The sequence below is a fragment of the Sphingomonas sp. KR3-1 genome (genome assembly GCF_040049295.1).
GTDB lineage: Bacteria > Pseudomonadota > Alphaproteobacteria > Sphingomonadales > Sphingomonadaceae > Sphingomonas.
Genome location: NZ_JBDZDQ010000003.1, coordinates 154,526 through 176,542, shown reverse-complemented (window position 1 = coordinate 176,542; position 22,017 = coordinate 154,526). Strand labels below are relative to the sequence as shown.

The window sequence follows — 22,017 nt, the reverse complement described above, 5'->3', positions numbered from 1 at the left end:
AAGGTTAGATATAGCTCTCAAGCGACCGTTGATCGACAATCTCGATGCCGTAGCCATCGAGGCCGACATACAGGGTGTCGCTGTTGCTCAGCAGCGTGACGCGGTGGACGCCGAGATCGGTCAATACCTGCGCGCCGATGCCATATTCGCGCAGCGCAACCTTACGGGCGCCGCTCTCCTCGCGGCCGTCCAGCCGGGCGCGGATGACGCAGGCGACCAGGTCGGGCGCCGTCGAGCTGAGCACCACCACCACACCGCTGCCGGCCTCGGCGATCGTCTTCATCGCGCGATCGAGCATGCCGCTGCGGCCCCCTTCCTCGCCGAACAAATCGGGCAGCGGCGAATGCACGTGCATGCGCACCAGCACGGGCCGGCCGGTGTCGATATTGCCCTTTACCAGCGCGACCACTTCGCCGCCGGTGATGACGTTGCGATAGGAGACGACGCGCCAGTCAGCGCCCCAGCGGCTCTTGAACGGCATCTCCGCGCGCCGCTCGACCAGCTGATCGTGACGGCGGCGATAGGCGATCAGGTCGCGGATCGTGCCGATCTTGAGCTTGTGGTGGCGTGCGAAGGGGATCAGGTCGTCGAGCCGCGCCATCGTCCCGTCCTCGTTGAGGATCTCGCAGATCACGCCCGACGGGTTGAGCCCCGCGAGCCGCGCGACGTCGACCGCCGCCTCGGTATGGCCGGCGCGGACGAGCACCCCGCCCTCGCGCGCGATCAGCGGGAAGACATGGCCGGGAGTGACGATGTGCTCGGGGCCGTTGCTCGCATCGATCGCCACCGCGATCGTCCGGGCACGGTCGGCAGCGGAGATGCCGGTGGTCACGCCGTCGCGCGCCTCGATCGAGACGGTGAAGGCGGTCTCGAACTGGGTGCCATTGTTGCGGCTCATCAGCTCGAGCCCGAGCTGGTCGACCCGCGCCTTGGACAACGCCAGGCAGACCAAGCCGCGCCCGTGCGTCGCCATGAAGTTGATCGCGGCGGGCGTCGCCATCTGTGCGGGGATGATCAGGTCACCCTCATTCTCCCGGTCCTCATCGTCGACCAGGATGAACATGCGGCCGTTACGCGCCTCGTCGATGATCTCCTCGGGGCTGGCGAGGAAGGAATGCGGCAGCGCGATCGGGGAAAGGCTGGCCATCACAGCACCTCGAACAAGCCGGCAGCACCCATGCCGCCGCCGACGCACATGGTGACGACGACGTACTTCACACCGCGCCGTTTCCCTTCGATCAGCGCATGGCCGACCATCCGCGCGCCCGACATGCCGAAGGGGTGGCCGATCGCGATCGCGCCGCCATCGACGTTGAGCCGCTCGTCGGGGATGTCGAGCCGGTCGCGGCAGGGCAGCACCTGGGCGGCAAAGGCCTCGTTCAGCTCCCACAGCCCGATATCGTCGACCTTGAGGCCGTGACGTTCAAGCAGGCGCGGCACGGCGTAGATGGGGCCGATGCCCATCTCCTCGGGCGGGCAGCCGGCGATCGCCATGCCTCGATAGGCACCGAGCGGTGCCAGCCCCTCGCGCGCGGCGGCGCCGGCTTCCATCAGCACGCAGGCGGCGGCGCCGTCCGAGAGCTGGCTGGCATTGCCCGCGGTGACATAGCGCCCCTGCCCGACCAGATCGCCACCGGACCAGACCGGCTTCAGGCTCGACAGGCCTTCGAGCGTCGTGTCGGCGCGGAAGCCCTCGTCCCGGGCAAGGGTGACTTCGTGCTCGGTCTTCTCGCCGGTCGCCTTGTCGGTGACGATCATCCGCGTGGCCAGCGGCGCTAGCTCGGCATCGTAGCGGCCGGCGGCATAGGCGGCGGCAGTGCGCTGCTGGCTCTGCAGCGCATAGGCATCCTGCGCCTCACGGCTGATGCCATAGCGCTCGGCGACCAGCTCGGCAGTCTCGATCATCGGGACGTACATCTGCGGGCTGTGCGCGAGCACGGCCTGCGACTGGGCGCGATAGCTGTTCTTGAGCGCGTTCTGGACGAGGCTGATCGACTCGACCCCACCGCCCACCGCGACTTCCATGCCATCGTCGACGATCTGCTTGGCCGCGGTGGCGATCGCCATCAGCCCGGAGGCGCATTGCCGGTCGACGGACATGCCGGCGACGCTGGCGGGCAGTCCCGCGGCCGCCGCGGTCAGCCGGCCGATATTATAGCCCTGCGTCCCCTGCTGCGCCGCGCAGCCGATGATCACGTCCTCGACCCGCGCCGGATCGATATCGGCGCGGCGGACCGCTTCGGCAACGGCATGGCCAGAGAGCAAGGGTGCCTCGGCATCGTTGAAGGCACCGCGATAGGCCTTGCCGATCGGCGTGCGGGCAGTGGAGACGATAAGAGCTTCGCGCATGGGCTGTCCTGTTGCCGGCGCCCGGGCGCCGTGGTTCGAGCCGATCTATTCCCCTGCCCCCGTGCCCTCTATTGCCGATGGGGGATCAGGCACGTCGCCATGCGGCATCGAGCCGCGAACGGGCCATGCGGCATCGACCCGCAAGACCAGTATCAGGCCGCGAGGCCGGCCTGGCGCCAACGCGCGAACTCGGTCACCTGCTTGCCCACCGTTGCCAACTGCTCCGCCACCTTGGGATCGAGGCACGCGCCCTCGGCATCGAAGATCGGGCCCGAGGCGTTCACCGCCGCGCCGAACGGCGTCGGCCAGGCACGCAGCGCATGCGCGATCGAGCGCATCGCCACCAGGGTGGTGCCGCAAGCCTGCCAGCCATAGGCCGTAACGATCGAGCCGAAGGCGCGGCCGTCGAGATAGGGGCGTTCGTCGCTTGCCAGATCCTCGAGCAAGTCGAGGACGTTCTTGATCGGGCCGGACAGGCTGCCGTGATAGCCCGGCGAGCCGACGATGATGCCGTCGCACCCACGCACCGCCTCGACGAAGCGGCATTCATCCACGGTCCGCTCAGTGCGGCCGGGGATATAGAGCGGCAGGCTGGCCAGGAATGGGCCATCGAACAGCTCGGTCTCCGCGCCTTCCGCGGCGGCCGCGTCGAGCGCGCAGCGCACCACGCGCTCGCTGCTCGAATCGTGCCGCGCCGTGCCTCCGATGCCGATGATCCTGATCGCGCCGCCCATGTTCCGCTCCATTGTTCTTCGAGCGCTTCGGGTACGCCCCGCCCGGGCAGCGGGTCGAGTGCCCAGTCCCGATGCCAGCGATCACAATCGGGCAACAAAGAAGACCAGCGATGCCCTTAGGCTAACGGTCGCGCCGCCAAACGGCATTTGAAACGGGAAGTCCCCAAGTCGAGGGTCGAACGCGAAAACAGCCCTGACTAGAGAGTTCTCAAACAATGCGTTTTTCCCTGATTGTCGAAGCGCAGATCGTCGATGCGTCACCACGCGGCGAACGCCAGGTCTTCGAGGAACTGGTCGAGCAGGCATTGCTCGCCGAGCAGCTCGGGTTCGACGTGATCTGGGCGGTCGAGCACACCTCGCTCACCCATTATGCCCATATGAGCGCGCCGGAGACCTTCCTTGCCTATGTCGCGGGCAAGACCAGCCGGATCGGCATCGGCCACGGCGTCGTCTGCCTGATGCCGGCGATGAACCACCCGATCAAGGTCGCCGAGCGCATCGCAACGCTCGACATCCTCTCCAAGGGGCGGCTGCATTTCGGCGTCGGCAAGGGCGGCAGCCAGCAGGAGGCCGGCGCCTATGGCTATGATCTGAAGCAGCTCCAGCCGATCATCGACGAGGCGATGTACCTCATCCCAAAGATGTTCGTACAGGACGAGATCGAGCACAACGGCCCGCACATCAACATCCCGGCCCGGCCGATCCATCCCAAGCCCTATCAGGCGCCGCATCCGCCGATGTACCTGGCGTGCACCAATCTCGATACGCTCGCCCGCGCCGGCAATCGCGGCTTGGGCGCACTGGTGCTCGGCTTTGGCGGGCCTGAGGAGGTCGCCAAGAAGAACAAGATCTACCGCGACGCCTGGGCCAGCCGCGATCCCGCCGACCAGGTCGGCTATCGCCCGATCCAGCATCTCGCCGCGCTGTGCCCGACGATCGTGCTCGATGATGCGGCGAAGGCGCGCGAGATCGGCATCCGCGGCCAGCGCTATTTCTACGAATCGCTCAACTATTGGTACGGCGGCGGCCCGCGCCCGGATCCCGAGACGTGGGGAGACGAGTTGGTCGAGGAAGGCACAGACACGATTATCACCACCAAGCTCGCCTCCGAGACGGTGACGATGGACCTGCGCCCCGACGAGAATGGCCGCCGCCCGAGCGAAGGCATCCTCAGCGCGAAGAATGCCTATGGCAGCGTCGCGGACTGCATCGACTATGTCGAGCAGCTCGCCGCCGCCGGCGCCGACGAGATATTGTTTATGACCAACATGGGCACCGTGCCGCAATGGGCGCAGCTCGAGACGCTGCGCAAGATCGGCACGCATGTGATCCCGCACTTCCGGTGATTAGCGCGGGCAGGACCGCGGTCGTCACCGGCGCCGCTTCCGGGATCGGCGCGGCGCTGGCGCGGCATGCCGCCAGCCTGGGCATGGCGGTGGCGGCGTGCGACCGCGATGCGGCCGGGCTGGAACAGCTTCGCGGCGCGTTCGCGACGGCAGGGGTCCCGCATCGGCTCCGCGCGCTCGACGTGACCGACGCGGCGAGTATGGCTGCCTTCGCCGGCGAGACGGCCGAACTCGCGCCGGTCACGCTGCTGTTCGCAAATGCCGGGTTGCTGCGGCTCGGCAGCGTGCTGGACATGCCGCTCGACCAATGGCGCGCGCTGTTCGAGGTGAACGTCCTCGGCGTGGTCGTCACGCTCCAGGCGTTCGTCCCCACGATGGTTGCCCAGGGCGAGCCGGCGCGTGTGGTGGTGACCGGCTCGACCGGATCGATGGTGACCGCGCCCGACCTCGCCGCCTATTGCGCGACCAAGCATGCTCTCTGGCCGCTGGTCGAGGAACTCGCGGGCGAGCTGGTGGGGACGCCGGTCGGCGCATCGCTGCTAATGCCTGGCGCGGTGGCGACGCACATCTTCAAGGACGTCGATCCCGAGCGCGAGGTCCCCGCCAATTCGATCACCCCCGAGCGTGCAGCCGAGATCGCCTTTGCCGGCGCGGCGCAGGGCCTGCCGAAGATCCTTACGCATCCCACCTATGTCCGGCGCGCCCGCGAGCGCTTCGATCAGGTGGTGGTCGAACTGTCAGGCGATATGCACGACTAGGCAGTCGGCTCTCCAGACGGTTCGCCGCCGGACAGGTCGTACCAGAAGAAGATCATTCCCTCGCGCTCGACGGTCAGCCAACTGCGCAAGCGCGGGCGCGGCATGCCCGGGCGATGTGGGGCATTCCAGCAGATACCATCCGCACCGTAGCGCCATTGGTGGAAGGGGCAGACGATCGTCTCACCCTCCACCCAGCCGCGGTCGCCCATATAGGCATAGGCATGTGGACAATGCGCATCGGTAACCGCCGCAACGCCGCGCTTGGTGCGGAACAGCAGCAATTCGCGGCCAGCATGGCGGAGCGGCAGCAGGACACCTGGCGCCAAGTCCGCGCTTGGGCTGGCACGCACCCAGCCGATCGGATCGGGCGCCCCGCTCAGATGATCGACGCGCCGCCGTCGACCGCCAGCACCTGGCCGGTGATGTGCGCGCCGGCATCCGAGGCGAGCAGCAGCGTGGCTCCCTTCAAGTCGTCGTCGGTGCCCAGCTTGCCGCGCGGCGTATCGCTCCTGAGGTCGTCGCCATGCTTGTCGAGGACATAGCCGGTGAGCTTGGACGGGAAATAGCCCGGCGCCAGCGCATTGACGTTGATCCCGAGCGGTCCCCATTCCGCCGCCAGCGCACGAGTGAAGTTGATCAGGCCGCCCTTGCTGGCGTTATAGGCGATCGTGCCGATCATCCGCGGATGATGGCCGAGCAGTCCCTCCACCGACGCAATGTTGAGGATCCTGCCCCAGCCGGCCGGAATCATGAACTCGCGTGCGACGGCCTGGGCCATAAGGAACGGGCCGGTCAGGTTCACCGCCATCAGCTTGTTCCAGCCGTCGAGCGGCATCTCTTCGGTCTTTGAGCCCCAGGAGGTGCCGGCATTGTTGACCAGAATGTCGATCCGCCCGCCCGCGGCCTTCACCGTCTCGGCGATGCGCGTCGCCTCTTCGGGCTTGCCGACATCCGCCGCGATCGCGCTCGCCTCGATGCCGAGAGTCTGGAGATGCGCGACGGCCTGGTCCAGTTCGGCCTGCTTCCGCGCGGTCAGGATGATCTTCGCGCCGAACTCGCCCAGTGCCTCGGCCATGGTCAGGCCGAGCCCGCGCGAGCCGCCTGTTACCAGGGCGGTGCGGCCAGTCAGGTCGAAAAGCGTCTTGAGGGATGTGGTGGTCATGAAAGTCCTTCTTCAGCCGGCGGTGTAGCCGCCGTCCACGTACAGGGTCTGGCCGGTGATGAAGCCGGACGCGGGGGATGCGAGGAACAGCAGCGCGCCCATCAGATCCTCGGTCTCGCCGAGGCGGCCGAGCGGAGTGCGCTCGACGATCCGCGCATAGAGCTGCGGCTGCGTGCGGACGAGCTCGCGGTTGAGATCGGTGACGATCACCGTGGCGCCGAGCGTGTTGACGGTGATGCCGTCGCCGCCGAACTCGAACGCGCAGGCCGCGCCGAGATTGGCGAGCCCGGCTTTGGACGCGCAATAAGCGGTGCGGTTCGCCATGCCGCGCCCCGACAGGATCGATCCCATGTTGATGATCCGGCCATAGCGGCGCTCGATCATCGCCGGCGCGAAGGCGCGGATGACATGAAAGGCGCCTGCGACGTTGACTTCGAGCACGCGCAGGAATTCCGCCGGATCGACATCGAGCAAAGCCTGCGGGTTGGTGATGCCGGCATTGTTGAACAGGATGTCGATCCGCCCGAAGCTGGTCTCCACCTGCTTCGCCGCGGCGACGATGCCTGCCGCATCCGACACGTCCGCCTCGACGATCAGGGCACGCCTTCCGGTCTCCTCGACCGCTGCGGCCGCCGCTTCGAGCTTGGCACGGTTGCGCGCGATCAGCGCGACATCAGCGCCCGCCTCGGCCAGCGCCCGTGCGCCCGCCGAGCCGAGCCCGCCGCCGCCGCCGGTGACCACCGCCACCTGCCCATCAAGCGCGAAGCGGCCAATCCCGCTCACGCCGCGTCCGACCAGTCGACGAAGGACCGGAGCTCGATCAGCGCCGCGACGCGCGCACGCAGATAGGCATATTGCCCCGCCAGCAGGGCATCCTCGCTGAGCGCCAGCCGATCGGCGATCGCCAGCATCTCGAGCAGCATCGCGGCTTCATCCCCCTCACGCATCTCGCTTTCCCTCACAGCCGATAGCCATCCTGCCGCTCGTCGCTCCAGCGCCGCGCCTTGTAGGCAAAGCCCTGGAACTCGGCGCGCGGCACCTCGTGCACGTCGACCCACATGTTGCTGCGTTCCTTGATCGCCGCACGCACCGAGGTGCACAGACGGGTCCGCTCCTCGACCGAGAGTGCGGCCTGGTGCTCGGCCACCGCGATCTTCACCTCGACCTCGGTCTTGCCGTCACGGGTGTAGACGCGGCCCTTATACTCGCCGATCTCCGGGTGGGCGAAGACGGCGGCGTCGAACATCGACGGCCAGATATTGTTGCCGCGGATCTTCATCATGTCGTCGAACCGGCCGATCGTGCCGCATTCGATCGCGTTCCACGCGCCGCCGCCGCATTCCTGCCAAGGCACGAAGCGTGCCGCGTCGCCGGTGCGGAAGCGCACCGCCGGGCTGCCCTCGACCGAGAGATTGGTGACGACCATCTCGCCAAGTTCGCCCGGCGCCACGGGAGAACCGGTCCCGGGATCGACGATCTCGATCAGATGCTCCCATTCGAACAGCCGGATCAGCCCGCGCGCGCCGTTAGCGCCGAACACGCCGGCCGACGCGGTCGAGCCGCCAAAGCCGTTGAGCTGGGTGCTGCCATAGCCTTCCTGCAGCCGGCAGCCCCAATGCTCCTCGATCTTCGCCGCCCATTCGAGCGGATAGCCTTCCGCCGCGATGAACAGGCCGTGCATGTCCGGAAACGCCTCGCGCGGCACGATCCCGCGGGCGAGCAGCGCCTCGGTCAGCGTGTGGAGATAGTTGGTCGAGGCATAGATGAAATGGACGCCGCCGAGCTTGAGCATCAGGTCGATCTTGGACTCGGTCGAGGTCGCGCCGCCGACATGGAAGCCGGTCGCCCCCAGGATGCGGATCGCCTCGCCCGGGCCCCAGCCGCCGGTGGTCATGCCGCCAGCCGGCACGCAGTTGATCGCGGTGTCGCCCTTGCGCAAGCCCGCCATGTACCAGGGCAAGGCGTGGAGATAGCCGAGCATATGGACGTCGCGCTGGGTGCGGCCATAGATCTCCTGCCCTTGTCCCGAGGTGCCGCTGGTCATGCTGATATGCACGACCTCGTCGTGGTCGACGCCCAGCCGCGTGCCGAACGGCGATGCGTCCTGCTGGTCCTGCAGGAAGTCCGCCTTGGCCGAGGTGCCCATCGCCTTGGTGAAGCGATCTAGGCTGCCGACTTCGCCGCCCGGCAGCCCGGCCGCATCCAGCTTTGCGCGATAATAGCTGCTCTTCGCGTATAGCCGGCGGCAAAGCGCCTGGATCTTTCGCAGCTGATGCGCCTCCAACTCCGTACGCGTCGCTTCGCCGAAGCGGCGCAGCAACGGCGAGGCGGCGAAAGGATCGGCGAGCACGCTCAACCCTCCGAGGGCCGGAATGCCGGCAGTGTGATCTCCGGCGTGACGCGGTTGAACGCGATCTCGACCGGCATGCCCGCACGGACATCCTCGGGCGCGATGCCGATGAGGTTGCCAGTCATCCGGCAGCCCTCGTCGAGCGCGACGATCGCGACGACATAGGGCACCTCATCGGCATAGATGTCGCGCGGCACCGGGTGGCGGACGACGATCCAGCTGAACACCGTACCCTTGCCGCTCGCCTGCGCCCATTCGGGCCGCTCGAGCGATCCGGGGCAGAAGGTGACCGGCGGGAAGAGAAACTCCCCGCTCGACGCGCAGCGCTGGAGCATCAGCCTGCCCTCGCGCATGCCGTCCCAGAACGGCGTGCTCTCCGAATCGGGAACGGGCAGCGGCTTGGTATAGGCGGTCTGTTGCATCTCAGTTCCTCAGGATCATGGCGCTGCCGCAGGTCATCGCACCCGCAGTGGTGAGCGCGATCTCGGCACCCTTGATCTGGCGCGCGCCGGCGGTGCCGCGCAGCTGCTCGACCGCCTCGATCACATGGTTGAAGCCGTGGATATACGCCTCGGAGAGCAGGCCGCCGTGCGTGTTGAGCGGCAGCGCGCCGTCGCGCGCGATGCGGCCGCCCATCACGAAGGGGCCACCCTCGCCTTCCTTGCAGAAGCCGAGCCCCTCCAGCGCCATCAGCACCGAGTAGGTGAAGCAGTCATAGATCTCGGCAACGTCGACATCCTCGGGGCCGATGCCGGCGCTGCCCCAGAGATCGTCGGCGAGATATTTGAAGCAATTGTGCGAATGGCTCGGCCAGCGGATCGCGTCGAAGAGGTCGTCGCCCTGGCTCGGCCCGCCGCCATAGGCCCCGCCCATGATGTAGACCGGCTTCTGCTTCAGGTCGCGGGCATGCTCGGCGGAGGTGATGACGACCGCGCACGCGCCGTCGCTCTCCAGGCAGATGTCGTACATGCGGAACGGATCGACGATGAAGCGCGAGTTGTAATAATCGTCTTTGGTCATCGGCGTGCGCTGCATCGCCCGCTCGTTGATCACGGCATTGTCGCGGAACGTCGTGGCGATCTCCGCCCAATGCTCCTCGGTCGTGCCATAATCGATCATGTGGCGCCGCGCCCACATCGCCATCGCCTGCGGATAGGTGATCCAGCCGAGCGGCGCGGTGTATTGCGTCACGCCATAGGCCGACAGGTCGCGCCCGCCCCCGAGGCGAAACCCGGAGCGCCCGTTCATCGCGCGGAAGCAGACGACGTTCTTGGCCAGCCCCGCCTCGATCGCCGCGGTCGCCGCCAGCGTGATCAGGTTCGCGCCATTGCCGCCGGCTGCATAGTCGACCGCATAGCCGGCGTTCTCGATGCCCATCTCGGTCGCCACGCCGATCGCGGGGGCGCTGTCGTTGAAGTTGAAGCTGACGATACCGTCGATGTCGGCGACGGTGAGGCCGGCATCCTCGATCGCCTTGAGGCAGGCTTCGGTCGCCAGGCTCCGCACCGTGCGGCCCGAGGCCTTGGTGTAGTCCGTATTGCCGATCCCGGCGATGGCGTATTTGTCACGCAGCTTGAACATAGGTTTCAGTTTTCCTTGCGCGCGCCGAAGCGAGGGGCGCGCTTTTCCTTGAAGGCGATCAGGCCTTCGGTGGCGTCGGGCTCGGTCGTGGCGTAGTTGTGGACGAAGGCGATCTCCTGCCGGAGGCCCTCCTCGTACGTCGTCTCGAGCGTGAGGTTGGCGAGCCGCTTGGCGCCGGCGAGACCGACAGGGCTTTTGGCGGACATGCCCTCGATCCAGCCCTGCGCCGCCGCGATCAGTTCGCCATCGGGCACGACCCTGGTAACCAGCCCCCAGCTCTCGGCAGCGCGTGCGTCGAGCAGGTCGCCCGTCAGCATCAGATGCTTGGCGCGGAGCAGCCCGATCGCGCGCGGCAGGCGCTGCGATCCGCCCGCGCCGGGAAGCTGCCCGAAATTGAGATGGCCGTCGCCGATCCTCGCGCTCTCGGCGGCAATCGCCATATCGCACGCCAGCAGCAACTCGATCCCGCCCGCGACGCACACGCCATTGACGGCGGCGATCCAGATCGCGCGCGCCTTCTCGATGCCGGTCAGCATCGCGAAGAAATCGTCGAGGAACGCCTGGAACGCCGCGGGATCCTGATAGAGGCGGATATAGCCGTCGAGATCGCCACCTGCCGAGAAGCTCCGCCCCGCACCGGTCAGCAGCACGAAGTCGATGCCGGGCGTGGCCTCGACCTCGGCGACCACCGCCTTGAGTTCCTTGACCGTCGCCCAGTCGAGCGGATTGAGCTTGTTGGGCCGGGCGAGCGTGACGCGCGCGATGCGGCCGTCAAAGGCGAGCGTGAGGTTCTGGTACGTCATGCCGGCACCGCCCAGCGCTTCTTCGCGTCGGCAGTGAGTTCGCCCTTGGCGACCTTGCCGCCCGACGAGCGGGGCAGATCGTCCATTAGGACGAGATATTCGGGAAACCATTCGCGCGAGACGCCGCGCGTCTTGAGATGGCTGGTGATCGCCTCCAGCGTCACTTCCTGGTTCGGACGCGGCGCGACATAGATGCAGACGCGCTCGCCGAACACAGCATCGGGCGCCGGCACGGCGGCGACCAGCGCCACCGCCGGATGCGTCGCCACCTCGGCTTCGATCGCGGGCGCCGACAGGTTCTTGCCGCCCCGGATGATGAATTCGGAGGTGCGTCCGACGACGCGGAGATAATCTGCGTCATCCAGCTCGACGATGTCGCCCATCATCATCCAGCCATCCTCGGTGAACAGCTTGGCATTGGCCGCGTCATCGTCCCAATAGCCGAGGCAGGTTGCAGGGCCCCGACAACCGGGCTGCCCCCGGCCCTGGACCTCTTCGCCCGTGACCGGATCGAACAGGCGCACTTCCATCTCGGGAATGACCTGACCGGCAGTGTTGAGCCGCCGGTCGCGCGTATCGGCGGCGGTGGTGCGGCTGAGCGCACCGGTCTCGTTCGAGCCGTAGAATTGCAGCACCGCGGCGCCGGTCACTTCCTCGAATTCGGCCGCGCGGCGATAGGGCACCGCCTCGCCGCCGGTGAACATCGAGCGCAGCGAGGACAGGTCGCGCGGGCGCTCGGCCTGCTCGTTGAGCAGCATGATGAATTGCGTCGAGACGCAGCACAGCACCGTCACGCGCTCGCGCTCGATCATGTCGAGCGCGACGCCCGCGTCGAATTTGGGCAGCACGACCGTGGGGCAGCCAAGGATCGTCGGCGAGAAATGCGCGGTCCACAACCCGAAGCCGAACGGCATCGGCACCGCGCCCAGGAACACCTCATCCGGGCCGAACCGGCCCGCCTCGGCGGCCAGCTGGTGGAAATAGAACCAGCGGTTCTGCGTGTGCATCACGCATTTGGGCATGCCGGTGGTGCCCGAAGTCGAGTTGATCAGGAACAGCGCATCGGGATCGGCGGGCGGGAACGGTGCATGTGCGGGCGCCTCACCCGCGCTCCAGTTGCGGAAAGCGATCAGGTCGGGAACCGCGAGCCAGTCCGCGACCGGCGCGCCCTGCGCCTGCACCGCCCCAACCAGTTCGGGCAGCGTGCGGTCGCGCATCTGCTCGTGCGCGATGATCAGCGACGCGCCGGTGCGCTTGAGCAGATGGACGATCTCGGCGACGCCGGCACGCGCGCCGATGCCGACCGCGACCATCCCTGCACGCTCGACGCCGAGCAGCGCCGCGTGCACCGCCGGCCCGTCGGGCAACAGCACCGCGACGCGCGCGCCGGGTGCCAGCCCCTTGGCGGCGATCAGCGCGGCGATGTGCCAGGCGGCGCGGTCATAGGCGCCCCAGGTGAAGCTGCCCTCGGGCGTGATCCAGGCGGACTGTTCGGGACGCGTCGCGGCAAGCTCAGCCACCCGGTCGGAAAGGGCGCGGTCACTCCACCAGCCGGCGGCACGATAGCGGGCGGCGGCTTCCGGATCAGCGCGCAGGCTGCGTGCGACCTCAAGCGGCTTCACTACGGATCTCCTCGATGGCCCCCAGGCCGAAGGTCCGGTCGGCGCCGAGCGGCGCGGACAGGACATGCTCGGCGACGCGCGCGCGGTGGAAGCCGGGTGTCCCCCAGGCCTGACCGAGCGCGAGACTGCGCTTGAGCAGGAAGTGGACGTCGACTTCCCAGCTATAGCCCATCGCCCCGTGCACCTGGACCGCTGCATGCGTCGCCGCCTCGGCCGCGGCGGTGGCCGCGATCTTGGCGTGGCTGATCCGCACCGGCGATGCGCTCGCGGCGGCAGCGAGGAGCACTGGACGGGCGAACTCGACCTTCACTTGCGCAGTGGCGAGGTGATGCTTGATCGCCTGGAACGATCCGATCGGCTTGCCGAACTGCTGGCGCTCGCTGGCATAGGCGACCGAGAGATCGACCGCGCGCTGGGCCAGTCCCAGCAGCTGCGCCGCGGCGAACAGCACGCCATGGTCGAGCGCCTTGTCCCACAGTCCGGCACCGATGCGCGTCTCCGCCGAAGGGCGCCAATGCACGCGGAACAGGCGCCGGAACGGATCGATGCTGGCCTGGCGAGTCAGCGAGACTGCATCGCGCGGTAGGAGGTGCAACGCGTCCGCATCCGCGAGCAGCAGTGCCGTCGCGCTATCGGCGTCGACAACGAACGGGTTGATCGGATGCCCCACCGCGATCGTCGCGCCAGAGAGCGCCTCGCCCAGATCGGCACCCGCCGCCACGAGCAGCGGAATCGCTACCCCGGCATGCTCGACGAGCGGCTCGGGCAGCGCGGCATAGCCGCAGGCCGTAGCGATTAGCGCCATCTCCACTGCACCCAGGCCGCTTCCGCCGGCGGTCTCCGGCGCCATCGTGCCGGGTAAACCCAGCCCGACGATCTGTTCCCAACGCGCCGCATCGCGCGACTCGCCGCTCTCCAGCAGTCGGCGCAGGTCCGCGCCCGAGCAGTTCTCCGCCAGCATCTGGCCGACCATCTCGGCCAGCATCTGCTGCTCGTCGGTGAGGCGGAAATCCATGACTACCTCGGCATGCCGAGCATGCGCTCGGCGATGATGTTGCGCTGGATCTCGTTCGCGCCCGCATAGATCGGGCCCGCCAGCGAGAAGACATAGCCGTCGAGCCAGTCGCCGATATCGGCAGCGGCATCGGGCGCGGCGCCGGTAAGCTCGGCCTCGGCACCGAGGATCGCCAGCGCGGTCCGGTGGAGATCGAGATCGAGCTCGGACCAGAATATCTTGTTGGTGCTCGTCTCCGGCCCGATCGCACCGCCCGCCATCAGCCGGCTCGCGGTGGCGTAGATCGACAGCGCATAGGCGTCGGCATCCATCCACGCCTGGAGCACGCGCGCGCGCACCTCCGGCTCGACGCCGTCTGCGCGGCCGCGATACAGCGCGACCAGCTTCGCCGCCGCGACCTGGAAGCGCGCCGGGCTGCGCAGCATCAGCCCGCGCTCGAAGCCTGCGGTGGACATGCAGACCGACCAGCCCTGCCCTTCCTCGCCCAGCCGGTTGGAAACGGGCACACGGACCGCGTCGAGGAACAGCTCGGCGAACACCGGCTTGCCGTCGAGCCGCGCAATCGGGCGCACCGTCACGCCCGGCGCATCCAGCGGGAAAAACACCAGCGACAGCCCCTTGTGGCGCTCGCTGCCCGGCTCTCGGAACAGGCCGAACGCCCAATCGGCATGCACCGCGCGCGACGACCAGATCTTGTGGCCGGACAGGACATAGTCGTCGCCATCGCGCACGGCCGTCGCACGCACGCCGGCGAGATCGCTGCCCGCGCCCGGCTCGGACCAGGCCTGCGCCCAGATCTCGTCGCCCGACGCCATTGCCGGCAGAAAGCGCGCCTTCTGCTCGGGCGTGCCATATTCGATCAGCGTGGGGCCGAGCAGGAATATGCCGTTCTGGTTGACGCGTAGCGGCGCGCCGGCGCGGTAATATTCCTCCTCGAAGATCAGCCAGCGGATCAGGTCGAGCCCGCGCCCGCCATATTCGATCGGCCAGGTCACCATGCCCCAGCCGCCCCGATGCAGCGTGCGCTCCCATTCCCGGTGCGCCTCGAACCCTTCGCGCGTGGAATCGAAATCGGCCAGCGGCTCGGACGGCACATGCGCGGCCAGCCATTGGCGGACCTCGGCGCGGAAGGCCTGTTCGGCGGGGGTGTAGTTCAGGTCCATGCTTAATAGTCCGCCGTCTTGCCGGTCTCGACGAAGGCATCGCGCGCGCGCTGGCTGTCCTCGTGCAGGTACATCTCCAGCGTGAAGCCCTGCTCGAAGCGATAGCCGTGATCGACGTCGCGCGGCTCGATGCCGTTGAGCGCTTCCTTGGCGGTGGTCAGCGCCTTGCGGCTCTTGGATGCGATCACCGCGCAAAAGGCGCGCGCTTCCTCGACCAGAGCCTCGCGCGGCACCACCTTCTCGACCGCGCCGAGCCGATAGGCCTCGGCCGCGTCGATCCGGCCGCCGGTGAAGAATGCCGCGCGCACCTTTTGCAGCGGGAACATCCGCATCAGATGGCTCGCCCCGCCCATCGCGCCGCGATCGACTTCGGGCAGCGAAAAGAAGGCATCCTCCGCAGCGATCACCACATCGGACGCGCCGCAGATGCCGATACCCGATCCGATGATGAAGCCGTGCGCCGCGCTCACCACCGGCACTTCGCAGGCGCGTACCGCCTGGAAGGTCCGGTAATTGCCACGGTTGAGCGCAACGATCCGCTCGGGATGCGCCTGCATCTCCTTGATGTCGACGCCGCCGCAAAAGCCGCGCCCCTCGCCGCGGATCAGCACGCAGCGGACGTCCGGCCGGCGGCCCATGGCGGTGACGATATCGGGCATGGCATTCCAGCCGGCACTGTCGAGCGCGTTGACTGGCGGGTGATCGAGGATGATCTCGCCGATCCGGTCGGCGATCTGGGTACGTATCGGCATCAGGCAAGCTTTCGCTGGCGCGACGGGGCTGCGGTGAGCAATGCAATCCGCGCGCGCGCGTCGCGCTCGATCACCTCGAGCAATTCGGCGACGCTGGGGAGATCCTCGATCCGGCCGGCGACCTGGCCAGTCGCCATCAAGCCGCCTTGGGCGTCACCGCCCACCACCGCGCGCTGGATCAGCGCCGGCGCGGCGGCGGCGCGCATCGCCTGCGAGAGGCTGAGCCCGCCATGGCTGCGCATCCCCTGCGCCATCTTCAGCAATTCCGGCCAGGACGCGCCGGTCGCGCGCTTCGTCGCGAACCCGGCGGACAGCGCCGCCATCCACGAGCCGATCGGCCCGCGCCCGTCGATCCGCGCCAGTGCGGCGTTGCGGATCATCCGCTGCGGCATGCCATCGACCTGGTCGGTAACCAGGATGTCGTCGGTCCCCGCACCAAGATAGGCCTGCTTGACCAGCGCCGGCACCGGGCTCTCACGCGTCATCAGGAAGCGCGTTCCCATCGCGATTCCGGCGGCACCCCAGGCGAGCGCCGCCGCCAGCCCGCGCCCATCGGCGAAACCGCCCGCTGCGACCACCGGCAGGTCGACCGTGTCCAGCACCTGCGGCAGCAACACCGTCGTCGCCACCGAGCCGGTATGCCCCCCGCCCTCGCCGCCCTGCACCACCAGCATGTCGACGCCGAGCTCGGCCATCTTTCGTGCGTGCTTGAGCGCTCCCACGGTTGGCACGCAGCAGATGCCGGCATCGCGGAACCGCGCGATCATCTTCGCATCCGGACCGCGCCCGAAACTCACCGCGCGCACCTGCTCGCGGTTGGCGATGACGATGTCGACCAGTTCGGCGGCACCGGGCTGGAACATGTGGAAGTTCACGCCGAAGGGGCGCGCGGTCCGCCGCCGCACCTCGGCGATCTTGGCGCCGGCCTCCACCGGCGACATCACCGCTGCGCCCAGGAACCCGAAGCCGCCCGCCTCCACCGTCGCCGCCACCAGCACCGGCTCGGCAACCCAGCCCATGGCGGTCTGGATAACCGGCAGCCTGCATCCGAGCATGGCGGTCAGCGGGGTGGCGAGCGGATCGCTCATCCCGCGTTCTTATTGTTGTCGGCAGCGGCGCTCTTGCCGGTGACGCCGCCCAGCGCGTTTCCGGTGACCAGATCGTTCTGGGCATGGGCGAAATGGTGCATGTGGAACACCGCATCCATCGCGCTGCGCTTGCCGCGCAATTCCTCGACCTGGTGGATCGCCTGCTTGGTCAGCCACATGCCGAGCGATGCCTGCGCCGCGAGCTTGGCCGCCATCTCCGCCGTCGCCTGCGCCAGCTCGGCACGCGGCACGACCTTGTTGACCATGCCGAAGCCATACGCGCGCTCGGCCGGCATCCGCTCGCCGAGCAACAGGAATTCCTTGGCGACGCGCGGCGGCAGCTCGAAGCCGTGCGCGAAATACTCCACGCCCGGAATGCCCATCATCCGCGACACCGGATCCTGGAAGAAGGCGTCGTCGGAAGCGACGATCAGGTCGCATACCCAGGCGAGCATCAGCCCGCCGGCGATGCATGCGCCCTGCACCATCGCGATCGTCGGCTTGGGGATGTCGCGCCAGCGGCGGCACATGCCGAGATAGACTTCCTGCTCGCGGGTGTAGAGCAGTTCGGCGCCCGGCCGACCGACATGATCGGGGAGCAGATGTGCACGCGCGAAGCTCCGCGCGATGTCGCGGCCCGGCGTGCCGATGTCGTGCCCCGCGGAGAAATGCTTGCCCGCCCCGCCCAGCACGATCGCCTTGACGTCCGGATCGTCGACCGCGCGCCGGAACGCCGCGTCGAGCGCATAGGTCATCTGGCTGTTCTGCGCATTGTTGTAGCGCTCGCGCGACATCGTCACCCAGGCGACGCCGTCGCGTACCTCGTAGAGGACCGGTTCGTCGGTCTCGTAGACGATGTCCGCCGCTTCCGGCGTGCCCGCGCTCATCCCGTGCTCCTCTCGGTCTTTCGACTATCAATCATTATAATCTTGGGGATCGTCAACCGGATCGCCGATAGTGTCGCGGCAAGTCATTGGTGCTTTGCCGACATCGCACCGGGCGGAGCGATCACGCTGTGCGAACGGCCGGAGGATTGCCCTTCAGCAGCGTCGCGCGGATGTCGTAGGGATCGAGCCGCCGGATGATCGCCAGCGCCTCGGCGCCGGGCAGCGGCGTCTCCGCGATCTCCCCGTCAGCCTCGATATCGAAGCCCGTATTGTCGCGGACTTCGTCGAGCGGCACGCCGGGGTGCAGCGAGACCAGCCGGATCGCGTGCTGCGGGCCGCCGAAATCGAGCACGCAAAGGTTGGTGACGATCCGCCGCAACTCGAGCCGATGCGGCTTGCGGCCATCGGGCCAGCGCGCCGGATTATAGCCGACCGAGCAGACGAAATCGACTTCGCCCGCGACCAGCGCGCGCTTGCTGTGCTGGGGGAAGAAGAAGCTGTTCGGGTGCGAGATGCTGTTGCCCGGAAAACCCCGTGCGCCGAGCAGCGCCGCCTTGGGCGCGTCATGGCTGCCGATCACGCTGATATTGGTCTGGCCGAAGCGATCGATCTGCACGGGTGCCACCAGCGCATGCCGGCGTCCGCCCCAGAGATTGTCGAAGGTCCGCGCATAGGGCGCCCAGCCCTCGACGGTCGGCGAGCCCTCGCGCGGGCCGATCGGCGCCGGTTCCTCGAGGAACATGTTTTCCGCATCGGTGATCATCAGCCGCGGATTGAAGCTGAGCTTGGCCAGGCTCGCGCCCAGCCGCGGGATCGGCGTGATGCCCGTGGCGAGCCATTCGGGATCGTCGCGCCAGACCTCGGCGCACTGGGCGATCAGCAGTTCGGCGAGCGTGGCGTCGGTGTCGGCCATGCGCCGCTCCTCAATAGACCGGCGCGGGGATGGCGCGGATCGCGTCCGCCCCTCCGACCGCCGCCAGATAGGATTGCGCGTCCCCGTCGATGAATTGCGCGCGATAAGCGTCCCATGCCTCGCCCTCGGCCGCGGCATAGGTGCGCAGATGGCCGAGATCGAGCTGATAGTCGGGCGCGGCGCTGGTCGGATGCGCGCCGAACGCTGCCTCGGCCACGCCACTGATCAGCGGACGCTCGACCAGATGGAAGCGCGCATTGGCCGGCAGATCGAGTTCCGCAGTCGTCACCAGCTTCTCGGTGGTGACGAAGGTCCGGCCCGCGGCGCGCGCCATCAGTTCGTCGAAGAACGGATCGGGCGAGAGCGTCAGGACATTGCCCCTCTCGTCGGCGCGATGGACGTGGAGCAGCGCGACATCGGGGCGGATCGCGGGCATCGCGATCAGCGTCTCGCCATCGTCATAGGGGCTCGTGATCGTCCTGAAGCGCGGATTCTCGGCGATCGCGGTGCCGATGCCCACGCGGGTCGGCAGGAAGGGCAGCTGCATCGCCGCGGCGCGCAGGCCCCAATGGAGCATGCCCTCGTCCATCTCCCACACTTCGAGCCCCGCCTGGCGCGCGGCCTTGAAGTGCGGCTCGATCGGAATGTGATCGAGCGAGACGAAGGCGAAGATCAGCCGCTTGAGCTTCCCGCTCGCCGCCAGCATGCCCACATCGGGGCCGCCATAGGCGATCACGGTCAGGTCCTTGAGATCGGAACGCGCGATCGCGCGTACCAGCGCCATCGGCTTGCGACGGGTCGCCCAGCCGCCGATGGCGATCGTCATGCCATCGCGGAGCTGGTCGACGATCGCGTCGACCGACATCCTCTTGTCCAACATAAATTTCCCTCGGGCGCGCACGTTGCGCGCGGATCGCCCGTGCGGAGGCGATACTCGCACCCCCGCACGGACGAACGGTCAAACTATTCCGCGGCGAGCGCCGGCCGCTCCGTGGCGCTGGCTTCCGCAGCGGTCGGGAAACCGTAGAGCTTCTCGGCATTGCCGTAGAGGATCGCGGCCTTGGTCGGCGCGGGCACTCCCGCCATCGAGGCCTGGATGGTGCGCCAGCTATAGGGATAGTCGGCGCTGATGTGCGGATAGTCGGTCGACCACAGCACGCGCTCGGGGTTCATGAAATTGAGGTTCTTGAGCCCGAAGCTGTCGGTCATGTAGCCGAAGTAGAAATGCTCATCGATATATTCGCTGGGCAGGCGCTGCAGGCCGAACTGGTTGACCTTCTCCAGGCGCTGATAGTTGTTGTCGATCTGCTCCTTCACATAGGGTACCCAGCCGAAATCGACTTCGGCAAAGGCGACCTTGAGGTTCGGATAGCGATCGAACACGCCGTTGAAGATGAACTCGATGCAGCGGTTCGGCGCATCGAAGAAGCGGCCATAGCCGGGCAGCTTCGCCTTGTGCGGGCTCGGCTTGTAGATGCCCAGCGCGACGTGGATGTTGAAGCTGACATCCCGCTCGTGGATCGCCGCCCACAGATAGTCATGCTCGTCGGTCATGACGGTGGTGCCGGTCGGATAGGCCTGCGCCATCACCGCACGCATGCCGGGACGGCCGAGTACGCGGTTCATCTCGTCGACCGCGACCTTCACGCCGCCGCGATTGGGCAGATAGACCAGGCCGCAGAAGCGCGCCGGATCATAGGCGACATATTCCGAGACCCAGTCGTTATAGGCGCGGACCAGCGCGAGGTGGAATTCCTCGTCCTCGACCAGCGCGATCGCCGCCTGGATCGAGGGCGTCGGATACATGACCTCGGCGGTCACGCCGTCGCGGTCCTGCTCCTTGACGCGCTCGGCCGGATCCCAGCCGCCCTTGCGCATGTCCTCGAAGCGCATCCACGCCTTCATCTGCTCGGGCTCGAGGCCGGCACAGGCGTTCCAGCCGAAATTGCGCGGCCCTTCCAGGCCCTCGAAGATCCAGCCGTCCCCCTCGGGGAAGCTCTCCATCCGCGGCGCGCGGTCCTTGAACTTTTCGGCAACGCGCTTGGTGAACAGGTCGCCAGGTTCATTGAAGTGGCTATCGCCGGAGATCAGTCGCGAGCTTCCCAAAGGCATGTTCCAAACTCCTATATTGCTATCTTTTATATGTTAGCGTCGCGCGCAAAACCGGTCAATGCGGAAGGCGCTGCTTCCGACCCCGAAAAGCGGCTTTTCAGATCGCCCGGCGGGTCCCCCGCGTGGACAGGGTCCATGCCCCGATCAGCACCCCGACCGTGATCAGCGCGCCGCCCACCGTGATGAAGGTGCCGTGGATGCCGAGGTTGAGCCGGACCGGCGCGGTGAGGATCGGATTGAGGAAATGGCCGAGGAACAGCGACGCCTGAACCATCCCGATCGACTGGTTACGCGCGCCGGGGCTGACCCGATCGAGAACGCGGTTGAGGAAGAAAGGCATCGTCCAGCCGGCGCCGATTCCCTCGATCACCACGCAGAACAGGATCAGCTCATAGCTGGGCGCCAGGCCGGCGCCGATGAAGCCGAGCCCCATCAGCGTGGCCGAGATCACCAGCGTCCAGGCGCCCAGCCGGGCATAAATGAAGCCGAATGCGAAGGCCGCAAGGATCGACACCGCCGAGCTGAGCGCCGGCACCCGCGACACCAGCACCGCGCTTGTGATGCCATTGTCCTTGAGCAGGAACGGCATCTGGAACGACGGCATGGTGTGGCCGATCGACATCAGCAGCGAGAGCAGGAACAGCGGCCAGAGCTGCCAGATCGAGAAGCGGGCGCCATCGTCGTTCGCGCCGGCGGCGGGGCGATCGAGCGTGATCGGCTTGTCGAACACCAGGAAGGCGACGAGGAGCATGATCGCGGGCAGCACGAACATCACGCCGGGCGCGCGCCAGCCATATTTCTGGGCGAGCGCGCCGGCGAGCAGCATCGTGCCGACCGTGCCGATCGAGGAGATCGCCTGGCGATAGCCGATCAGCTTCGAGCGGAACGCGCCACCGAACTGTGCCGCGAGGATGCTGGTCATCGCCACATCGGCAATCACGGCGCTGAACCCGAGCACGAAGCGGCTCGCGAGCAGCGGATAATAGCCCATCGGCACGAGCTGGAGCAGCCCCGCGACGGTGGAGATGGCCAGGCTGGCGAACATCATGCCGCGCAGGTTGGTCGGGGAAACGATCAGCCCGGCCATCAGCCCGGCGAGCGCCATGCCGATCGGCGCGAGCGTGACCACGAACTGGGCGCGCAGCACCGCATCGCCCCCCGCCCCGCCATATTCCTGGGCGATCAGCTGCAGCCCGGGGACGACGCTGGTGAAGGCGAGCGCGGATTTGATGCCGCCGGTCAACAGAATGACGATGATCAGGATGCGCCGCCAGGCAGGCAATTCCTCCGCCGGCGCCGTCACCGGCGGATTCTGACTGAGGACCGATATCGTGGCCATGCTTGCAATCCTCTCTATCTTTATCCGGCTAGTTTGAAGCTAG

Annotated in this window: 23 protein-coding genes; 2 read left to right on the top strand and 21 right to left on the bottom strand. The window is 67.6% G+C overall.

Features of this window, described 5'->3' with window-relative positions:
• Nucleotides 1–4: 4 nt before the first annotated feature.
• The 3 genes from ribB to ABLE38_RS16685 form a co-directional block, all read right to left on the bottom strand.
• Complete coding sequence (gene ribB / locus ABLE38_RS16695) at nucleotides 5–1,147, bottom strand: 3,4-dihydroxy-2-butanone-4-phosphate synthase (protein ID WP_348975378.1); 1,143 nt, start codon at nucleotides 1,145–1,147, stop codon at nucleotides 5–7.
• The gene (locus ABLE38_RS16690) at nucleotides 1,147–2,349 is read right to left on the bottom strand and encodes an acetyl-CoA C-acyltransferase (protein ID WP_348975377.1); all 1,203 of its coding nucleotides are present in this window, start codon (nucleotides 2,347–2,349) and stop codon (nucleotides 1,147–1,149) included. The genes ribB and ABLE38_RS16690 overlap by 1 nt, the downstream gene beginning before the upstream one ends.
• Before the next feature lie 152 nt (nucleotides 2,350–2,501).
• Nucleotides 2,502–3,095: an NAD(P)H-dependent oxidoreductase gene (locus ABLE38_RS16685; protein WP_348975376.1), complete on the bottom strand. Its 594-nt coding sequence runs from the start codon at nucleotides 3,093–3,095 to the stop codon at nucleotides 2,502–2,504.
• A gap of 203 nt (nucleotides 3,096–3,298) precedes the next feature.
• Here ABLE38_RS16685 and ABLE38_RS16680 point away from each other — a divergent pair, with 203 nt between their 5' ends.
• Both ABLE38_RS16680 and ABLE38_RS16675 read left to right on the top strand, forming a co-directional pair.
• Nucleotides 3,299–4,429: an LLM class flavin-dependent oxidoreductase gene (locus ABLE38_RS16680; RefSeq protein ID WP_348975375.1), complete on the top strand. Its 1,131-nt coding sequence runs from the start codon at nucleotides 3,299–3,301 to the stop codon at nucleotides 4,427–4,429.
• Complete coding sequence (locus ABLE38_RS16675; RefSeq protein ID WP_348975374.1) at nucleotides 4,426–5,187, top strand: SDR family NAD(P)-dependent oxidoreductase; 762 nt, start codon at nucleotides 4,426–4,428, stop codon at nucleotides 5,185–5,187. Before ABLE38_RS16680 ends, ABLE38_RS16675 begins: the two co-directional genes overlap by 4 nt.
• Here the strand turns inward: ABLE38_RS16675 and ABLE38_RS16670 are convergent.
• The 18 genes from ABLE38_RS16670 to ABLE38_RS16585 form a co-directional block, all read right to left on the bottom strand.
• Nucleotides 5,184–5,537, bottom strand: coding sequence for a Rieske 2Fe-2S domain-containing protein (locus tag ABLE38_RS16670; protein ID WP_348975373.1), 354 nt, complete (start codon nucleotides 5,535–5,537; stop codon nucleotides 5,184–5,186). The genes ABLE38_RS16675 and ABLE38_RS16670 overlap by 4 nt on opposite strands.
• A gap of 26 nt (nucleotides 5,538–5,563) precedes the next feature.
• On the bottom strand, nucleotides 5,564–6,349 hold the full coding sequence (locus ABLE38_RS16665) for an SDR family oxidoreductase (protein WP_348975372.1): 786 nt from the start codon (nucleotides 6,347–6,349) through the stop codon (nucleotides 5,564–5,566).
• Nucleotides 6,350–6,361: 12 nt separating this feature from the next.
• Entirely contained in the window at nucleotides 6,362–7,132 is a 771-nt protein-coding gene (locus ABLE38_RS16660) for a glucose 1-dehydrogenase (protein ID WP_348975371.1), read from the bottom strand.
• The gene (locus ABLE38_RS16655; protein WP_348975370.1) at nucleotides 7,129–7,296 is read right to left on the bottom strand and encodes a hypothetical protein; all 168 of its coding nucleotides are present in this window, start codon (nucleotides 7,294–7,296) and stop codon (nucleotides 7,129–7,131) included. Before ABLE38_RS16655 ends, ABLE38_RS16660 begins: the two co-directional genes overlap by 4 nt.
• Nucleotides 7,297–7,307: 11 nt before the next feature.
• Nucleotides 7,308–8,699 carry a hypothetical protein gene (locus tag ABLE38_RS16650; protein WP_348975369.1) on the bottom strand — a complete coding sequence of 464 codons (1,392 nt, stop codon included), beginning with the start codon at nucleotides 8,697–8,699 and terminating at the stop codon, nucleotides 7,308–7,310.
• Nucleotides 8,700–8,701: 2 nt separating this feature from the next.
• Complete coding sequence (locus ABLE38_RS16645; protein WP_348975368.1) at nucleotides 8,702–9,121, bottom strand: Zn-ribbon domain-containing OB-fold protein; 420 nt, start codon at nucleotides 9,119–9,121, stop codon at nucleotides 8,702–8,704.
• Nucleotide 9,122: 1 nt separating this feature from the next.
• The gene (locus tag ABLE38_RS16640) at nucleotides 9,123–10,280 is read right to left on the bottom strand and encodes an acetyl-CoA acetyltransferase (RefSeq protein ID WP_348975367.1); all 1,158 of its coding nucleotides are present in this window, start codon (nucleotides 10,278–10,280) and stop codon (nucleotides 9,123–9,125) included.
• A gap of 5 nt (nucleotides 10,281–10,285) precedes the next feature.
• Nucleotides 10,286–11,083: an enoyl-CoA hydratase/isomerase family protein gene (locus ABLE38_RS16635; protein WP_348975366.1), complete on the bottom strand. Its 798-nt coding sequence runs from the start codon at nucleotides 11,081–11,083 to the stop codon at nucleotides 10,286–10,288.
• Nucleotides 11,080–12,705, bottom strand: coding sequence for a class I adenylate-forming enzyme family protein (locus ABLE38_RS16630; protein ID WP_348975365.1), 1,626 nt, complete (start codon nucleotides 12,703–12,705; stop codon nucleotides 11,080–11,082). Before ABLE38_RS16630 ends, ABLE38_RS16635 begins: the two co-directional genes overlap by 4 nt.
• The gene (locus tag ABLE38_RS16625; RefSeq protein ID WP_348975364.1) at nucleotides 12,692–13,720 is read right to left on the bottom strand and encodes an acyl-CoA dehydrogenase family protein; all 1,029 of its coding nucleotides are present in this window, start codon (nucleotides 13,718–13,720) and stop codon (nucleotides 12,692–12,694) included. Before ABLE38_RS16625 ends, ABLE38_RS16630 begins: the two co-directional genes overlap by 14 nt.
• Before the next feature lie 2 nt (nucleotides 13,721–13,722).
• Nucleotides 13,723–14,883, bottom strand: coding sequence for an acyl-CoA dehydrogenase (locus ABLE38_RS16620; RefSeq protein WP_348975363.1), 1,161 nt, complete (start codon nucleotides 14,881–14,883; stop codon nucleotides 13,723–13,725).
• Nucleotides 14,884–14,885: 2 nt separating this feature from the next.
• Nucleotides 14,886–15,635: an enoyl-CoA hydratase family protein gene (locus ABLE38_RS16615; RefSeq protein ID WP_348975362.1), complete on the bottom strand. Its 750-nt coding sequence runs from the start codon at nucleotides 15,633–15,635 to the stop codon at nucleotides 14,886–14,888.
• The gene (locus tag ABLE38_RS16610) at nucleotides 15,635–16,723 is read right to left on the bottom strand and encodes a nitronate monooxygenase (protein WP_348975361.1); all 1,089 of its coding nucleotides are present in this window, start codon (nucleotides 16,721–16,723) and stop codon (nucleotides 15,635–15,637) included. Before ABLE38_RS16610 ends, ABLE38_RS16615 begins: the two co-directional genes overlap by 1 nt.
• On the bottom strand, nucleotides 16,720–17,610 hold the full coding sequence (locus tag ABLE38_RS16605; protein ID WP_348975360.1) for an enoyl-CoA hydratase: 891 nt from the start codon (nucleotides 17,608–17,610) through the stop codon (nucleotides 16,720–16,722). Before ABLE38_RS16605 ends, ABLE38_RS16610 begins: the two co-directional genes overlap by 4 nt.
• A 121-nt stretch (nucleotides 17,611–17,731) precedes the next feature.
• Complete coding sequence (locus ABLE38_RS16600; protein ID WP_348975359.1) at nucleotides 17,732–18,523, bottom strand: ketoacid CoA transferase; 792 nt, start codon at nucleotides 18,521–18,523, stop codon at nucleotides 17,732–17,734.
• Between the two features lie 10 nt (nucleotides 18,524–18,533).
• Nucleotides 18,534–19,403 carry a CoA-transferase gene (locus tag ABLE38_RS16595; RefSeq protein ID WP_348975358.1) on the bottom strand — a complete coding sequence of 290 codons (870 nt, stop codon included), beginning with the start codon at nucleotides 19,401–19,403 and terminating at the stop codon, nucleotides 18,534–18,536.
• Between the two features lie 83 nt (nucleotides 19,404–19,486).
• Nucleotides 19,487–20,635, bottom strand: a complete 1,149-nt coding sequence (locus ABLE38_RS16590; RefSeq protein ID WP_348975357.1) for an amidohydrolase family protein — start codon at nucleotides 20,633–20,635, stop codon at nucleotides 19,487–19,489.
• 97 nt (nucleotides 20,636–20,732) lie between these two features.
• Nucleotides 20,733–21,974, bottom strand: a complete 1,242-nt coding sequence (locus ABLE38_RS16585) for an MFS transporter (protein WP_348975356.1) — start codon at nucleotides 21,972–21,974, stop codon at nucleotides 20,733–20,735.
• Between the last annotated feature and the right edge of the window lie 43 nt (nucleotides 21,975–22,017).

What these genes read in the sequence shown, in the direction of transcription:
- ribB (WP_348975378.1), bottom strand. Translation starts at nt 1,147, where the DNA reads ATGGCCAGCCTTTCCCCGATCGCGCTGCCGCATTCCTTCCTCGCCAGC.
- ABLE38_RS16690 (WP_348975377.1), bottom strand. Translation starts at nt 2,349, where the DNA reads ATGCGCGAAGCTCTTATCGTCTCCACTGCCCGCACGCCGATCGGCAAG.
- ABLE38_RS16685 (WP_348975376.1), bottom strand. Translation starts at nt 3,095, where the DNA reads ATGGAGCGGAACATGGGCGGCGCGATCAGGATCATCGGCATCGGAGGC.
- ABLE38_RS16680 (WP_348975375.1), top strand. Translation starts at nt 3,299, where the DNA reads ATGCGTTTTTCCCTGATTGTCGAAGCGCAGATCGTCGATGCGTCACCA.
- ABLE38_RS16665 (WP_348975372.1), bottom strand. Translation starts at nt 6,349, where the DNA reads ATGACCACCACATCCCTCAAGACGCTTTTCGACCTGACTGGCCGCACC.
- ABLE38_RS16655 (WP_348975370.1), bottom strand. Translation starts at nt 7,296, where the DNA reads ATGCGTGAGGGGGATGAAGCCGCGATGCTGCTCGAGATGCTGGCGATC.
- ABLE38_RS16645 (WP_348975368.1), bottom strand. Translation starts at nt 9,121, where the DNA reads ATGCAACAGACCGCCTATACCAAGCCGCTGCCCGTTCCCGATTCGGAG.
- ABLE38_RS16640 (WP_348975367.1), bottom strand. Translation starts at nt 10,280, where the DNA reads ATGTTCAAGCTGCGTGACAAATACGCCATCGCCGGGATCGGCAATACG.
- ABLE38_RS16635 (WP_348975366.1), bottom strand. Translation starts at nt 11,083, where the DNA reads ATGACGTACCAGAACCTCACGCTCGCCTTTGACGGCCGCATCGCGCGC.
- ABLE38_RS16625 (WP_348975364.1), bottom strand. Translation starts at nt 13,720, where the DNA reads ATGGATTTCCGCCTCACCGACGAGCAGCAGATGCTGGCCGAGATGGTC.
- ABLE38_RS16620 (WP_348975363.1), bottom strand. Translation starts at nt 14,883, where the DNA reads ATGGACCTGAACTACACCCCCGCCGAACAGGCCTTCCGCGCCGAGGTC.
- ABLE38_RS16615 (WP_348975362.1), bottom strand. Translation starts at nt 15,635, where the DNA reads ATGCCGATACGTACCCAGATCGCCGACCGGATCGGCGAGATCATCCTC.
- ABLE38_RS16610 (WP_348975361.1), bottom strand. Translation starts at nt 16,723, where the DNA reads ATGAGCGATCCGCTCGCCACCCCGCTGACCGCCATGCTCGGATGCAGG.
- ABLE38_RS16605 (WP_348975360.1), bottom strand. Translation starts at nt 17,610, where the DNA reads ATGAGCGCGGGCACGCCGGAAGCGGCGGACATCGTCTACGAGACCGAC.
- ABLE38_RS16600 (WP_348975359.1), bottom strand. Translation starts at nt 18,523, where the DNA reads ATGGCCGACACCGACGCCACGCTCGCCGAACTGCTGATCGCCCAGTGC.
- ABLE38_RS16595 (WP_348975358.1), bottom strand. Translation starts at nt 19,403, where the DNA reads ATGTTGGACAAGAGGATGTCGGTCGACGCGATCGTCGACCAGCTCCGC.
- ABLE38_RS16590 (WP_348975357.1), bottom strand. Translation starts at nt 20,635, where the DNA reads ATGCCTTTGGGAAGCTCGCGACTGATCTCCGGCGATAGCCACTTCAAT.
- ABLE38_RS16585 (WP_348975356.1), bottom strand. Translation starts at nt 21,974, where the DNA reads ATGGCCACGATATCGGTCCTCAGTCAGAATCCGCCGGTGACGGCGCCG.